The organism is Hydrogenophaga sp. (assembly GCF_026125825.1).
Taxonomy (GTDB): Bacteria; Pseudomonadota; Gammaproteobacteria; order Burkholderiales; family Burkholderiaceae_C; genus Hydrogenophaga.
The window spans coordinates 1-14,954 of record NZ_JAHCKK010000017.1 but is presented as its reverse complement, the minus strand read 5'-3'; the positions used below and the strand labels follow the sequence as shown (position 1 = coordinate 14,954).

Below are 14,954 nucleotides of genomic sequence, written 5' to 3'. Positions count from 1 at the left end.
CTGTCTTCTGCTTGATCAACACAAGCCCCCACGACTTCATGATCCGACTCTCCGAACTCAAGCTGCCGCTGGACGCCGTGCCAGCCGAACACCGCCGCGCCGCCGACGCCCCGACCGAGACCGAATTCGACCGGCTGCCGCCCCCGCATCCCATCGAGGCCCTGACGGGGCTGGCCGCCGCCGCGATGGGCATCGAGGCCACCGAGATCGCCCACCTGGAGGTCTTCAAGCGCAGCTTCGATGCGCGCAAGGCCGACTTGCTCGCGGTGTACATCGTCGATGTGGCCCTGGCCGACCCGGGGCGGGAATCGGCCCTGCTGGCTGCGCACGCGGGCAAGCCCCACATCCAGCCCACGCCCGACATGGGCTGGCATCCCCCCGGCCACGCACCGGCACCGTGGCCCGGCGACCAGTGCGAGCGGCCGGTGGTGGTGGGGTTGGGGCCCTGCGGCCTGTTCACAGCGCTGGCGCTGGCGCAAATGGGGTTTCGGCCCATCGTGCTCGAACGCGGCAAGCCGGTGCGCGAGCGCACCAAAGACACCTGGGGCCTGTGGCGCAAGCACGCGCTCAACCCCGAGAGCAATGTGCAGTACGGCGAGGGCGGTGCCGGGCTGTTCTCCGACGGCAAGCTCTACAGCCAGATCAAGGACCCGCGCTTCCTCGGCCGCAAGGTGATGCACGAGTTCGTGGAGGCGGGTGCGCCACCCGAGATCCTCTATACCGCGCATCCGCACATCGGCACCTTCAAGCTGGTGCGGGTGGTCGAAGCCATGCGCGAGAAGATCGTGGCCCTGGGCGGCGAAATCCGCTTCCAACACCAGGTCTGCGGCTTCGGCCTGGCGGGCGAAGGCGAGGAAGGCCGGCGCATCGACCGCCTGCGGGTGCGGCGCCTGGACAGCGGCGAGACCATCGACATGCCGGTGCGGCGCGTGGTGCTGGCCCTGGGCCACAGTTCGCGTGACACCTTCGCCCTGCTGTGGGACGCGGGCGTGTTCATGGAGGCCAAGCCGTTTTCCATCGGCTTTCGCATCGAACACCCGCAAGGTGTGATCGACCGCGCGCGCTGGGGCCGCCATGCCGGCCACCCTCTTCTGGGTGCGGCCGACTACAAGCTGGTGCACCACGCAAAGAACGGCCGCGCGGTCTACAGCTTTTGCATGTGCCCGGGCGGCACGGTGGTGGCCGCCACCTCCGAGCCCGGGCGCGTGGTCACCAACGGCATGAGCCAGTACTCGCGCAACGAACGCAACGCCAACGCGGGCCTGGTGGTGGGCATCGAGCCCAGCGACTTCCCACAGGCGCTGGCGCAAGATCTGCCGCGGTGGACCGCCGCGTTCGGCGAGACCGATGGCGCGCGCTACGCCGAACAGGCCCGCGCGCTCGCGCCGCAAGGCCGCACGCATCCGCTGGCCGGCATCGTGCTGCAGCGCGAACTCGAAGCCCGCGCTTTCCAGTTGGGGGGCGCCAATTACGAGGCGCCTGGCCAGCTGGTGGGCGACTTCCTGAAATCCACGCCGTCGAGCACGCTGGGCGAAGTGGAGCCTTCGTACCGGCCGGGCGTGAAACTCGGTGACCTCGCTCCCGCCCTGCCCGCCTACGCCATCGAAGCCATGCGTGAAGCCTTGCCGGTGTTCGGCCGCAAGGTGCGGGGTTACGACATGCCCGACGCGGTGTTGACCGGTGTCGAGACCCGCACCTCGTCGCCGCTGCGTCTCACGCGTGGCGACGACTGCCAGAGCCTGAACACGCGCGGCCTGTACCCGGCCGGCGAAGGCGCTGGCTATGCGGGTGGCATTCTCTCGGCCGGTGTGGACGGCTTGCGGGTGGCCGAGGCGCTCGCCAAAGACCTGCTTGGCGAGATCACCCCGGCAGACCTCAAGGCCGCCTGAGGAAGTCCACCGCCAGCGCGGCCAGCGAGCGGGCACCCACCGGCAGCTGGGCCTCGTCAATGTCAAACAGCGGCGAGTGGTTGGAAGGCGCCTTGTTGAAGTCCATGCCCTTCTGCGGCGCACCGAGGAAGTAGAAGAAGCCGGGCACCACCTTCTGGAACTCCGAGAAGTCCTCCGAACCGCTCACCTTGGGAATCAGCATGACCTTGCCACCCAGCGCCTCGCGCAGTGCCGGCAGGGAGGCCTCGGTCAGCTTGGCGGGATTGGTGGTGACCGGGTAGGCCACCGGGCCGAAGCTCACACGCGCCTTCGCGCCGCTGGAGGCCGCGATCGACTCGGCGGTGGTCACGATGCGCTTCTTGGCTTCCTCGCGCATCTCCTCGTCGAAAGTGCGCAGCGTGCCCATCATTTCCACGCTGTCGGGAATGATGTTGTAACGCGTGCCTCCCTGAATCGAGCCGATGGTGATGACCGCCGGCTCCTTGCTGATGTTGAGCTGGCGGCTCACGATGGTCTGCAGACCCAGCACCACCTGGCTCGACGCCACGACCGGGTCGACCGCGGCCCAAGGCGACGACCCATGGCCGCCGCGCCCGTCCACATGGATGGTCAGCGCGTCCGACCCCGCCATCAAGGGGCCGCTGCGGTAGCCCACCACGCCCGAAGGCAGGTTGGACGTGATGTGCAGGCCGTAGATGGCCTGCACGTCCTTCAATGCGCCGGCCTCGATCATCGCCTTGGCGCCGAAGCTGGGCACCTTGCCGCTGGCATCCGCCACGACGGGCGCGCCCTCCTCGGCTGGCTGGAAGATGAACTTCACCGTGCCCGGCAGCTGCGCACGCAGCCCCGCCAACGCCTCGGCCGCGCCCATCAGCATCGCCACGTGGGCGTCGTGGCCGCAGGCGTGCATCACCGGCACCTCTTTGCCGAGGTAGTTGGCCTTCTGCTTCGAGGCGAACGCCAGGCCGGTCTTCTCTTCCACCGGCAGCGCGTCCATGTCGGCGCGCAGCGCCACCACCTTGCCTGGCAGACCACCACGCAGGGTGCCCACCACCCCAGTGCCGCCCACCCCGGTCTGCACCTCCATGCCCAGCTTGCGCAAGTGCGTGGCCACCAGTTGGGCGGTGCGCACTTCCTGCCCCGAGAGCTCGGGATGCTCATGGATGTCACGGCGCCAGGCCACCATCTTGGGTGCGAGCGCGTCCACGGCCGTTTCGATCTGCTTGAAACCGGCCGCATCGAGCGCCTGGGCCGCCGCGGGCGTGGTGAGCCAGAAACCACCGCTGGCCGCGAGCGCGGCCACGAGAGCGGACTTTGATAGGGACAAGCGCATCAGAAATAACCCTGGGGGAAGTGAATGAGGTCTTCATGCTAAGAGGCGAGCTTGTTCAGCCGAAAGCTAATATCGCCATTCCGAAAGCCGATACCGCCATGCCGCCCTCACGCCCGTTTGTCGTCGAGATAGCCGTCCTGCCAGAGAGTGCCGTGGGCCATGCCCTGGCGCTGGTGGAGCTGCTGCGCACCGCCAACCTCATGGCCGGTCTGCGCCTGGGCGCGCGGGCGCCGCGCATCGCCTGGCGTTTTGTGGATGCCCTGGGACAGCCGCTGCGCGCCGAGGAAGGCCTGCTGCAGGCGCTCACCCTCGAAGGCCAAAGCGGCGACACCCCAGCTGCCGCGCTGTTCGTCGCGCCGCTGCACCTGGCCGACATCCCGGCCCTTCGCCTGGCGGTGCAGCGCCACGCAGCACTTGCGCGCCGGGCCGCGCTGATGGTGGACATGGGCGGCCTGGTGTGCACGGTGGGCAACGGCGCCTGGTTCGCAGCCCACAGCGGGCGGCTGGATGGACGACGCCTCGCGCTGGCCTGGTACTACGTCGCCGGGCTGCGCCGCGACTTCCCCGATCTGAAACCCGAGGCCGGGCCCGGTTTCTGCGAAGACGGCCCCTGGCTCAGCACCGCTTACCCTGCCGACCTGGGCCCACTCGCCATTGCGCTGGCGCGGCACGCCCTGGGCGCCGAGCCAGCCGCGGCCCTGTCGGCGGTCCTGCGGCCCGACCGCCACCGCGAACTCGCCGCCATGCAGGCGTCGCACACGATTCCCAACACCCGCGACAGCACACTGGCGCGCGCCATCGCCTGGATGGAGCAGCGCGTGGAGCAGCCCTACGACCTGGCGGCGCTGGCGACCGCCGCAGCCGTGAGCACCCGCACCCTGCTGCGCCACTTTCAACAGGAGCTGGGTCACTCGCCGCTGGACCACCTGCACAGCCTGCGCTGTGCCCGGGCGCGCGTGCTGCTCGAGATCACGCTGGAGAGCGTGCCCTCGGTGGCGCTGGCTTGCGGTTACGCCGACCCGGCGGCGTTTCGCCGCATCTTCGCGCGCCACACGGGACTCACCCCCACCGCCTATCGGCAACGGCATGCCCTGCGCGCACCCCGCCGTCGCTGGCGCGTGGACACCAGCGACAGCGTGGGCACCGCGCTGGCGGCCCTGCGATCGGCGGCAAAAAAGCCGGGAACCCCGTAGAACGACACGAATCTTTACAGCATGGGCATCCGGGCTTGACACAAGCGGTGCATGCTTCAGGCTACCCCCATAAGGAGTTCTCCATGAAAACCCCCGTTCTGATTCCCGTGATGACCGGCTTGCTCGCCCTGGCCGGCAGCGGCGTGGCGCACGCGCAGGATGAACAAGGCCGCGTGATCAGCAGCACACCCGTCATCCAGCAGGTGGCCGTGCCGCGCGAGGTCTGCAGCGACCAGCAGGTGACTTACCAGGGCCAGAAGTCCGGCGCCGGTGCCCTGATCGGCGGCATCGCCGGCGGCGCGGTGGGCAATGCGATCGGCGACGGCGGTGGCCGTGCCGCCGCCACCGTGATCGGTCTGATCGGTGGCGCCATGCTCGGCAACCGCATCGAGGGCCCGAGCCAGCCCTACACCGAAACCTATCGCCAGTGCGGCACGCAGACGTTCTATGAAAACCGCACCGTGGCCTACGACGTGGTCTACGAGTACGCCGGTCGCCAGTACCGCACGCAGATGCCGCAGGACCCGGGCCGCTTCGTGCGCCTGAACGTCACCCCGGCCGACGCCCTGCCGCCACTCCCGCCGCCTGTGGTCTACCCGTCCTACCAGCCGCAGACGCAGTACGTGGAGCCGTCCACCCGCATCACGATCGGCACCACCTACTACCCCAGCTACCCGGGCAACCGCTGGGGCCCGGGCTACCCGTACCCGCGCCACGACGGCTACCACGACCGGCGCGGCAACGACCGCTGGGAACGCAACCGCTGAGCCGGCCTCCACAAAAAAAAGCGACCCGAGGGTCGCTTTTTTCATGCCCGGAGAAGGAGGACTTTCAACCAGGGCACCCTTATCACCGGTGTGACCGGACCGCCTGGCGCGCCCCCCTGAGGGTGACGCCGCAGGCGGTGCGGGGGATCACTTCTGCAAAGCGGCAATGCGCTCCTCGATCGGCGGGTGGGTGGAAAACAGCTTGCCCAGGCCACCGGTGATGCCCAGCGCCTGCATGGTCTTGGGCAACTCGCCCGGCGTGAGGCCGCCCAGGCGGGCCAGCGCATTGATCATCGGCTGCTTGCGGCCCATCAGGCTGGCGGCACCCGCGTCGGCGCGGAACTCGCGCTGACGGCTGAACCAGGCCACGATGATGGCGGCCAGGAAGCCCAGCACGATGTCCATCACGATGGTGGTGACCATGTAGCCGATGCCGGGGCCCGAGTTGTTGTCGCTGCCCCTGCGCAGGAAGGCGTCGACTGCGTAACCGATGACCCGGCTGAGGAACACCACGAAGGTGTTCATCACGCCCTGGATCAATGTCATGGTGACCATGTCGCCGTTGGCCACGTGCGCCACCTCGTGGCCGATCACGGCCTCGACCTCTTCCTTGGTCATGTTCTGAAGCAGGCCCGTGGACACTGCCACCAGGGCCGAGTTCTTGAACGCGCCGGTGGCGAAGGCATTGGGTGCGCCCTCGAAGATACCCACCTCGGGCATGCCGATGTTGGCCTTGTCGGCGAAACGGCGCACGGTCTCCACGATCCAGGCTTCGTCGGCGTTCTGCGGCTGGTTGATCACGCGCACCCCCGCGCTGAACTTGGCCATGGGCTTGCTGATCAGCAGCGAGATGATGGCGCCACCGAAGCCGATCACGAGCGAGAACCCGGCCAGCGCCGTCATGTTCAGCCCGTTGGCCGTGAGGAAGCGATCCACGCCCAGGATGCGGGTGGTGATCAACAGCACCGCCATCACGGCGAAGTTGGTCAGGACGAACAGCAGGATGCGTTTCATGGGGACTCCGGTTTCTAGGTATCGACGACTGCGGGATGATAAGTGGGGCCGCCCACGCGGTTCTTCAAGCGGCGCCAGCCTTTGAGCGCACACCCCGACTCACACCTGGGGCAGCAGGAAACGCCGTTCCCAGGCGCTGATCTCATGGAGGAAGCTCTCGTGTTCCAGCGCCTTGACCGCGAGGTAGGCGCGCACGAAACGCTCGCCCAGCAGGCGTGGCGCGTGCGCGCTCTGGGCCATTTGTTCGTGGGCGGTGAAAAAAGTTCGCGGCAGGCCGCGAGGCAGGTCGTAGCCATTGTCCTGCACGGGTTCGCCTGGCAGGCAGCGCGTCTGCAGCCCCTCCAGACCGGCTGCGAGGGTGGCAGCCATGGCCAGGTAGGGGTTGGCGTCGGCGCCGGCCAGGCGGTTCTCCACCCGGCGCGCGACCGGCGGGCTCACGGGCACGCGCAGCCCGGCGGTGCGGTTGTCGCGGCCCCATTCCACGTTGATCGGTGCCTGGCTGCCCGCGACATAGCGGCGGTAGGAATTGACGGTGGGTGCATAGATCAACGTGAGATCGGGCGTGAAGGCCTGCAAGCCCCCGATGTAGTGCAGGAAGGCCTCGCTCTCGGACCCATCGGCCTGGCTGAAGATGTTGCGGCCTTGGGCATCCACCACGCTCTGGTGCAGGTGCATGGAACTGCCCGCCTCGCCCGCCAGGGGCTTGGCCATGAACACCGCATTGAGACCGTGTTGCAGCGCGATCTCGCGCGCCGCCGTCTTGAACAGGAAGGCCTGGTCGGCCACGGCGACCGGGTCGCCGTGCAGCAGGTTGATCTCGTACTGGCAGGGTCCGACTTCGTGAAGCCAGGTATCGGCCCGGATGCCGAGCGCGTCGATGGCGGCGTAAAACGCATCCCAGAACGGCGCGAGCTCGTTGAGCGCATTGAGGCTGAAAGCCGACTGTCCGACCTCAGGCCGCCCGCCCCGCCCCAGCGGTGCCGTCAGCGGCTGGGCCGGGTCGGTCATGGCCGCGGTCAGGTAGAACTCGATCTCCGGCGCGACCACGGGCGCCAGCCCCAGGGCCTGATAGCGCGCCACCACGTTCTTGAGCACCGACCGCGGGGCGAACTCGCACAGGCTGCCGTCGAGTTCCACGCAGTCGTGCACCGCGAGGTAGCGCGGCACGCTGGCCCAGGGGGCGAGCTTGAGCGTGGAGAGATCGGGCACCAGGCGCACGTCGGGATCGCTGTCGGGGAAGACCTTGTCGTAGGAATACTCGCCCGTCACGCACTGCATGGGAATCGCCTGGCAGATGCGCAGCTCGCCACCCGCGGCGAAACTGGCCGCAGGCATGAGCTTGCCGCGCGGGTAGCCGGTGACGTCGGCGAACAGGCATTCCACGTCGCGCACGCCGGTGGCGCGGAAATGCGCGGCGAGTTCGGCGCGATCGGCGTCGTGCGCCAGGTTCAGGTGGGACCAGGAGGGCGTGGCGGGCTGGGTCATGGGTTGTCCATCGGGGCATCGGTGCGCCTGGGGCGAAACACCCTGGCGTCGGCATAGTAAGCGGGATCTTCGTTCGCCGGCCACCAGCCCGGCACGCCCAGCACCGGCAGGGGTGTGAACGGTTTGGTCGCCAGCACCGTCGAGCTCAGACCCTGCGCCAGCCATGCATCCCATGCGGCCAGGTCGTCGCCCAGCGACGGCGGCACCGGCGCACGGTACACGTGGGCGGTGATCGACTTGTAGGGCGCCACCAGTTTTTCCAGCAGGGCGTGGCCGAACAGCACCAGCCGCGCCTGCGACCAGAAGGGGCGCAGCGTCACGAACAGGCGGAGCCAGTCGCGGGCCGCCAAGGCCTCCCAGAGCGGCTCGGGGGCCTGCAGCAGCGCGGCGTTTTCGTCGAACAGGGTGAGCGCGTCGCGCACCGGGCCCCGCACGGCGCGCACGCCGTCGGCGGCGATCTGCGCGGCCTGCAGCCGGTTCAGGCGCTGCTTGGTCAACGGGAAACGGCGCCAGCACAGGCCATTGAAGAAGTCGTGCAGGTTTTCGCGCGTGGGCACGCGGCCGGTCTCGAAGATGAACTGCTCGTAAGCGGTGCCAACGGGCAATTCGCCCTGCGGCACGAAGCGCACCGGTGCGGCGCCACCCAGCGCCTGCGGCCAGGGCTGCCCCCCCGCCAGAGATGCGGCCACCGCCCGCCCGTCATGGGCCACGGGTGCGAACCAGGGCGCGTTCCAGTCGAGCGCCAGTTCCAAGGGAGTCAGGCTTGCAGGCGCCAGGGCAAGGCCTCGCCACCGCGCAGCGGCTTGAGATCGGCCTCACCAAACCGGAAGCTCTCGGGCGTGGTCCAGCTCTCGCGCTTGAGGGTGACGGTGCCGCTGTTGCGCGCAAGGCCGTAGAACGCCGGGCCGTGGAAGCTGGCAAAAGCCTCGAGCTTGTCCAGCGCGCCCACCGAGTCGAAGGCCTCGGCATACATTTCGATCGCGGCGTGCGCGGTGTAGCAGCCGGCGCAGCCGGTGGCGTGCTCCTTCAGATGGGCCGGGTGCGGCGCGCTGTCGGTGCCCAGGAAGAAGCGGTCGCTGCCGCTGGTGGCGGCAGCCACGAGCGCCTGGCGGTGGGTCTCGCGCTTGAGCACCGGCAGGCAGTAGTAATGCGGGCGGATGCCACCGGTGAAGATGGCATTGCGGTTGTAGAGCAGGTGGTGGGCCGTGAGCGTGGCGGCCGTGAATGCGCCAGCCTCGCCCACGTACTGCGCGGCCTCGCGGGTGGTGATGTGCTCCATCACGATCTTGAGTTCGGGAAAGTCGCGCCGCAGAGGAATCAATTGTTCATCGATGAACACCGCCTCGCGGTCGAACAGATCGATGTCGGGCGACGTGACTTCACCGTGCACCAGCAGCAACAAGCCGGCGCGCTGCATCGCTTCCAGCGTCTTGTACGTCTTGCGAATGTCCGTCACACCGGCATCGCTGTTGGTGGTGGCGCCCGCCGGATAAAGCTTGAGGGCGACCACGCCCGCATCCTTGGCGCGCGCAATTTCCTCGGGCGGCAGGTTGTCGGTGAGGTAGAGCGTCATCAGCGGTTCGAAGCTCATGCCCTCGGGCACGGCGGCGCGGATGCGGTCGCGGTAGGCCGTGGCCTGCGCCGCCGTGGTCACCGGCGGCTTCAGGTTGGGCATGATGATCGCGCGGCCAAATTGGGCGGCGGTGTGCGGCACCACGGTGTGCAAGGCTTCGCCATCGCGCACGTGGAGGTGCCAGTCGTCGGGTCGGGTGATCGTGAGGGTGTCGGTGGCGCGGTTCATGACCGTATTCTCCCATCCGTCCACATGCAGCCGGCAAGACACGCCCGAATCGAGGGCACCCGAAAATCTGGTTTTCCCGGTCCCAGGGTGCGCCCCCCTTGAGGGGGACGCGCAGAACGCGCCAGGGGTTGCCTTTTAGTGCGCCAGGATCTTGTTGAGGAAGTCCTTGGTGCGCGGCTGGCGTTCCTCGGGCTTGCCGAAGAAATCGTCCTTGGAGCAATCCTCCAGGATCTTGCCGCCGACGTCCATGAAGATCACGCGGTTGCTGACCTTGCGCGCAAAGCCCATCTCGTGCGTCACGCACATCATGGTCATGCCCTCGTGCGCCAGGCCGACCATCACGTCCAGCACCTCGCCGACCATCTCGGGGTCGAGCGCCGAGGTGGGTTCGTCGAACAGCATCACGATGGGGTCCATGGACAGCGCGCGTGCAATGGCCACGCGCTGCTGCTGCCCACCCGACAGCTGGCCCGGGAACTTGTCCTTGTGCGCCGACAGGCCCACGCGGTCGAGCATCTTCAGCCCACGCTTCTTGGCTTCGTCCGGGCTGCGCCCCAGCACCTTGATCTGTGCGATCGTGAGGTTCTCCGTCACCGACAGGTGCGGGAACAGCTCGAAGTGCTGGAACACCATGCCCACGCGGCTGCGCAGCTTGGGCAGGTCGGTCTTGGGGTCGTGCACCGCAATGCCATCGACCGTGATCTCACCCTTCTGGAAAGGCTCGAGCGCGTTGATGGTCTTGATGAGGGTCGACTTGCCCGAGCCCGACGGGCCGCACACCACGACGACCTCGCCCTTCTGGATGTTGGTGGAGCAATCGGTCAGCACCTGGACGCTGCCATACCACTTGGAGACGTTCTTGAGTTCAATCATTGCAATTCCTGGGTTTCGATGGCATCAACGAATGATGGCAATTTTCTTGTGCAGCCGCTTGACGAGCCACGACAGCGCGTAACACATGACGAAATAGACCACGGCGGCGGCCAGGTAGGCCTCGATCGGTCGGCCGAAGTTCTTGCCTGCGACCTCGAAGCCTTTGAGCATGTCGTAGGCACCGATGGCGTAGACGAGCGAAGTGTCCTGGAACAGGATGATGGTCTGCGTGAGCAGCACCGGCAGCATGTTGCGGAACGCCTGCGGCAGCACGACCAGTTTCATGTTCTGCCCATAGCTCATGCCCAGCGCCTGGCCGGCGAACACCTGGCCGCGCGGGATCGACTGGATGCCCGCGCGCATGATCTCGCTGAAATAGGCCGCCTCGAAGGCGATGAAGGTGACCACGGCCGACACCTCCGCGCCGATGGGGCGCCCGATCAGCAGCGGCACCAGCAGGAAGAACCAGAGGATCACCATCACCAGCGGAATGCTGCGCATGCCGTTGACGTAGATCGTGGCCGGCGTGTCCAGCCACTTCTTGCCCGACAGGCGCATCAGCGCCAGGATGGTGCCAAAGAAGATGCCGCCCAGCGTGGCCACGACAGTCAGCATCACGCTGAAGTACAGGCCCTTCAGCACGAAGTTGCTGATGAGGTCCCAGTTGTAGAAGGAAAAGTCGAGGTTGAGGTTCATGTCAGTGGCCTCCCGCTCCGCCTGCCACGACGAAGCCCGGTATGCGCACGCGCTTCTCGATGAAGGCCATGATGCGGTTGATTGCGAAGGCCGAGATGATGTACAGGCCCGTCACGGCAAGGTACACCTCGATGCCGCGCGAGGTCTCTTCCTGCGCCTGCATCGCGAACATGGTCAGCTCCGACACCGACACCGCGAACGCCACCGAGGAGTTCTTGAAGATGTTCATGGTCTCGCTGGTCAGCGGCGGAATGATGATGCGAAACGCCATGGGCAGCAGCACATAGCGGTAGTACTGGAAGGTGGTAAAGCCCATGGCCATGCCCGCGTAGCGCTGACCGCGCGGCAGGGCCTGGATGCCCGAGCGCACCTGTTCGGCGATGCGCGCCGAGGTGAAGAAGCCCAGGGCAAAGACCACCAGCACGAAGCCGGGCACGCCCCGCATGACAGGGAACATCGTGGGCACCACGTGGTACCACAGGAAAATCTGCACCAGCAACGGGATGTTGCGGAACAACTCCACCCAGGCATTGCCCAGCCGCACCACCATGGGTCGGTCGGGAAGCGTGCGCAGCGTGCCAATCAGGATGCCGAGCACCAGCGCCAGCAGCAGCGCCAGCAGCGACACGGACACTGTCCAGCCCCAGGCCGAGAGCATCCAGTCCAGATAGGTGATGTCTCCCCCCTTGCCAAAGCAGCTCTCCACCGGCTGCCGCTCAATGGTGTCCTCGCAGAACACCTGCCAATCCCAGCTCATAGGAGCCCCTTTTCTCTCTGTTGCTTGTCCGGATCACGCCGCGCTTTTGCGCGGGCGCCACGAAAACGCCCCTTCAAATGGGTCCATTTGAAGGGGCGTCTGCTCGGTGCGTGGCTTACTTCTTGGCGTAGTCTTCCATCGGTTTGTCGTTCGGGTTGGCCCAGGCCGCCTTGGTGGCATCGGACAGGGGCAGGCCGATCTTCACGTTGGCTGGCGGAATGGGCTGCATGAACCACTTGTCGTACAGCTTGGCCAGCGAACCGTCGGCGATCTGGCGCTTGATGCTGTCGTCCACGGCCTTCTTGAAGGCCGGATCATCCTTGCGCAGCATGCAGGCGATCGGCTCGACCGACAGCACTTCACCCACGATCTTGTAGTCGGCAGGGTTCTTGGACTTGGAGATGTTGGCCGCCAGGATGGAGCCGTCCATCACGAAAGCGTCGGCACGGCCGCTTTCCAGCGCCAGGAAGCTGTCGGCGTGGTCCTTGCCATAGACTTCCTTGAAGTCAATGCCGCCGGCGCGCTCGTTCTTGCGCAGGGTCTGCACCGAGGTGGTGCCGGTGGTGGTGGCCACGGTCTTGCCGTTGAGGTCCTTGATGCTGGTGATGCCGGAGTTGGCCTTGACGGCGATGCGCACCTCTTCCACGTAGGTGGTCACGGCGAAGGCCACGTCTTTCTGGCGCGTGGCGTTGTTCGTGGTCGAGCCGCACTCCAGATCGACGGTGCCGTTCTGCACCAGGGGGATGCGGTTCTGCGAGGTCACCGGCTGGTAGTTGATATTGAGCTTGGCCAGGCCGAGCTGCTTCTGGATGTCGGCCAGAACGATTTCGCCCATTTCGGTGTGGAAACCGACGTACTTGCCGTTGCCCAGCGTGTAGCCCAGTCCGGAGGACTCGCGCACGCCCAGGGACACGCTGCCAGACGCCTTGATCTTGGCCAGTGTGTCGCCGGCCTGTGCAAAGGCGCTGCCGACGGCCAGTGTGGTCACGGCCAGAGCGAGCAGGTGTTTCTTCATAGGGATCTCCTTGCTTGTAGAAAAGATGATGGAACCAGCGATCAGGACCGGATGCTCAACGACGTCGTCGCGTTGGGGGGCTTTTGCATGATGCTCCCTACGCAAGCTCCGTTCCACCCGGGAATTCCCACCCTGTCAAAGGCGGAACTCGCGACTGTAGCCAGCGGCATCCTTCGCATCCAATGCTGATTGCAGCGGCCATTATGCAAACCATTCATGTACGGATTTTCCCCAATGGCCTTGGCGGTGCATCGCCTGTATCGCCTATGAGACAAGATGGATCAGGGACTTTCGAGCTTCTTGCGCAGGTCATTCCAGAACTGTTCCACCGGCCCTTTGGCCCTGCGCGTGGAAGACCGCTCGCGGTAGATGCGGATGTCCAGTGCGGTCTCCAGCGACCCGCCGGCGGACACGAGCTTGCGGGCCCGCACCTCCTTGCGAACCGCGCTGGCTGGCAGGAAGGCGATGCCATGGCCTTCCAGGGCCATCGCTTTCAGGCCTTCGGCCATGTCGGTTTCGTAGATGCGGTCCAGGTGCACCGGTGTGCTGCTCTGCTTGAGCATCTGGTCCACCGCCCTCCCAAGGTAGGCGCCCGGCGCATAGGCCAGGTAGGGCAGCGGCTGCTGGGGCGACCCCGGCAACGCGTACTGCGGCAGGCCCTGCGCGTCAGGACGCACATAGGGTGAAAGCACCTCCGAGCCCAGGTGCAGCATCTCGTAGCGGGCCGCATCGAGCTGGATGGGCTGGGCCGCGTGCTGGTAGGCGATCAGGAGGTCACAACTGCCTTCCACCAGACGAAGCACGGCGTCGTGCACGTTCATGGCGATCAAACGGCTCTTGATCGGCCCGCAGGTCTCGCGCAAACCCGAGAGCCAGGACGGGAAGAAGGTGAAGGCCAGGGTGTGCGGGACGGCGAATTCGATCACGTCCTGTGCGGCGGCGGTGTGGGCGCGCAGCGTGGCGCGCGTGCTTTGCAGCGCCTGCAGCATCTCCAGTGCCTGGTCATACAGCGTCTGGCCCGCGGGCGTGAGGCGCGTGGGGTACGAAGAGCGATCCACCAGATCGGTGCCCGCCCAGGCTTCCAGCGACTGGATGCGCCGGGAAAAAGCGGGCTGGGTCACGTGGCGCAGCTGCGCCGAACGGCTGAAGCTGCGGGTTTCGGCGAGGCTGACAAAATCCTCGAGCCATTTGGTTTCCATGGACGGCGATTATGGAACGGCCGGACGCAGAGCCGCCGGGAATGGTACGACCTGAGGGGAAATCGCAATCAGTCGCTGCCGCTTTGCTGCAGTGCCCACATGCCCGCGTACACCCCGGACCGGGTCACCAATTCGGCGTGGGTACCCCGCTCCACGATGTCGCCGTTGACCAAGACCAGGATTTCGTGCGCATCCACCACGGTGGAGAGGCGGTGCGCGATCACCAGCGTGGTCTTGTTGCGAGCCGCGCTTCTCAGTTCGGCCTGGATCGCGCGTTCATTGGCCGAATCCAGGGCCGAAGTGGCCTCGTCGAAAATCAGGATCGGCGGATTCTTCAGCAGCGTGCGGGCGATCGCCACGCGCTGCTTCTCGCCACCCGAGAGCTTGAGACCGCGCTCGCCCACCATGGTCGCGTAGCCCAGGGGCAGGTGCTGGATGAACGGGTGGATGTGCGCCGCCTGGGCGGCCTGCACCGCCGCTTCGTGCCCCGCATCGGGGCGGCCATAGAGGATGTTGTATTCGATGGTGTCGTTGAACAGCACCGTGTCCTGCGGCACGATGCCGATGGCCTGGCGCACACTGGCCTGGGTGACGGCCTTGATGTCCTGCCCATCGATGGTGATGCGCCCGCCCTCGTCGGCATTGCTCACGTCGTAGAAGCGGTAAAGCAGGCGGGCCAGCGTGCTCTTGCCCGAACCTGACGGGCCGACGACGGCCACCGTCTTGCCCGGCGGAATCTCGAAGCTGATGCCGTGCAGGATCTCGCGCGCCGGCTCGTAGGAAAAGCGCACGTTCTCGAACGCCACGGCCGGCGGACCCGAAAGCTGAAGCGGCCGCGCGCCCGGCACGTCGGCGATCTCCCGCTCTTTTTCCATCAGCGCGAACATCTTTTCCAGGTCGGTCAGGCTCTGCTTGATTTCCCTGTAGAGCAC

At 66.7% G+C, this 14,954-nt stretch carries 14 protein-coding genes; 3 read left to right on the top strand and 11 right to left on the bottom strand.

Annotation, left to right across the window (positions count from 1 at the left end):
* The first annotated feature begins 38 nt into the window (after positions 1-38).
* Positions 39-1,889, top strand: a complete 1,851-nt coding sequence (locus KIT86_RS08515; protein WP_297397242.1) for an NAD(P)/FAD-dependent oxidoreductase — start codon at positions 39-41, stop codon at positions 1,887-1,889.
* Here KIT86_RS08515 and KIT86_RS08510 read toward each other — a convergent pair.
* Entirely contained in the window at positions 1,876-3,192 is a 1,317-nt protein-coding gene (locus KIT86_RS08510) for an amidohydrolase (RefSeq protein WP_297397240.1), read from the bottom strand. The genes KIT86_RS08515 and KIT86_RS08510 overlap by 14 nt on opposite strands.
* 128 nt (positions 3,193-3,320) lie before the next feature.
* Here KIT86_RS08510 and KIT86_RS08505 point away from each other — a divergent pair, with 128 nt between their 5' ends.
* The gene (locus KIT86_RS08505; protein ID WP_297397238.1) at positions 3,321-4,415 is read left to right on the top strand and encodes a GlxA family transcriptional regulator; all 1,095 of its coding nucleotides are present in this window, start codon (positions 3,321-3,323) and stop codon (positions 4,413-4,415) included.
* An 83-nt stretch (positions 4,416-4,498) separates the two neighbouring features.
* Positions 4,499-5,182: a glycine zipper 2TM domain-containing protein gene (locus KIT86_RS08500; protein WP_297397236.1), complete on the top strand. Its 684-nt coding sequence runs from the start codon at positions 4,499-4,501 to the stop codon at positions 5,180-5,182.
* A 147-nt stretch (positions 5,183-5,329) separates the two neighbouring features.
* On the opposite strand, the gene htpX is transcribed toward KIT86_RS08500, so the two are convergent.
* From htpX to KIT86_RS08450, 10 genes are all read right to left on the bottom strand, one after another.
* Positions 5,330-6,196, bottom strand: a complete 867-nt coding sequence (gene htpX / locus KIT86_RS08495) for a protease HtpX (RefSeq protein ID WP_297397235.1) — start codon at positions 6,194-6,196, stop codon at positions 5,330-5,332.
* Positions 6,197-6,295: 99 nt separating this feature from the next.
* Positions 6,296-7,681 (bottom strand): glutamine synthetase family protein, encoded by a 1,386-nt coding sequence (locus KIT86_RS08490; RefSeq protein WP_297397233.1) that lies wholly within the window; start codon positions 7,679-7,681, stop codon positions 6,296-6,298.
* Positions 7,678-8,433, bottom strand: a complete 756-nt coding sequence (locus KIT86_RS08485; protein ID WP_297397231.1) for a DUF3025 domain-containing protein — start codon at positions 8,431-8,433, stop codon at positions 7,678-7,680. Before KIT86_RS08485 ends, KIT86_RS08490 begins: the two co-directional genes overlap by 4 nt.
* 5 nt (positions 8,434-8,438) lie before the next feature.
* The gene (gene pyrC, locus KIT86_RS08480; protein ID WP_297397230.1) at positions 8,439-9,482 is read right to left on the bottom strand and encodes a dihydroorotase; all 1,044 of its coding nucleotides are present in this window, start codon (positions 9,480-9,482) and stop codon (positions 8,439-8,441) included.
* Positions 9,483-9,617: 135 nt separating this feature from the next.
* Positions 9,618-10,355, bottom strand: a complete 738-nt coding sequence (locus KIT86_RS08475; protein ID WP_297397228.1) for an amino acid ABC transporter ATP-binding protein — start codon at positions 10,353-10,355, stop codon at positions 9,618-9,620.
* A 24-nt stretch (positions 10,356-10,379) separates the two neighbouring features.
* On the bottom strand, positions 10,380-11,051 hold the full coding sequence (locus tag KIT86_RS08470; RefSeq protein ID WP_291117916.1) for an amino acid ABC transporter permease: 672 nt from the start codon (positions 11,049-11,051) through the stop codon (positions 10,380-10,382).
* A gap of 1 nt (position 11,052) precedes the next feature.
* Positions 11,053-11,808, bottom strand: coding sequence for an amino acid ABC transporter permease (locus tag KIT86_RS08465; protein ID WP_297397226.1), 756 nt, complete (start codon positions 11,806-11,808; stop codon positions 11,053-11,055).
* Positions 11,809-11,923: 115 nt separating this feature from the next.
* A complete protein-coding gene (locus KIT86_RS08460) occupies positions 11,924-12,823 on the bottom strand; it encodes a transporter substrate-binding domain-containing protein (protein WP_297397224.1) in 900 nt (299 codons plus the stop codon).
* Between the two features lie 281 nt (positions 12,824-13,104).
* Positions 13,105-14,022, bottom strand: coding sequence for a LysR substrate-binding domain-containing protein (locus KIT86_RS08455; protein ID WP_297397222.1), 918 nt, complete (start codon positions 14,020-14,022; stop codon positions 13,105-13,107).
* Positions 14,023-14,090: 68 nt separating this feature from the next.
* Positions 14,091-14,954: ATP-binding cassette domain-containing protein (locus KIT86_RS08450; protein WP_297397220.1), on the bottom strand; the 864-nt coding region annotated here is incomplete at its 5' end.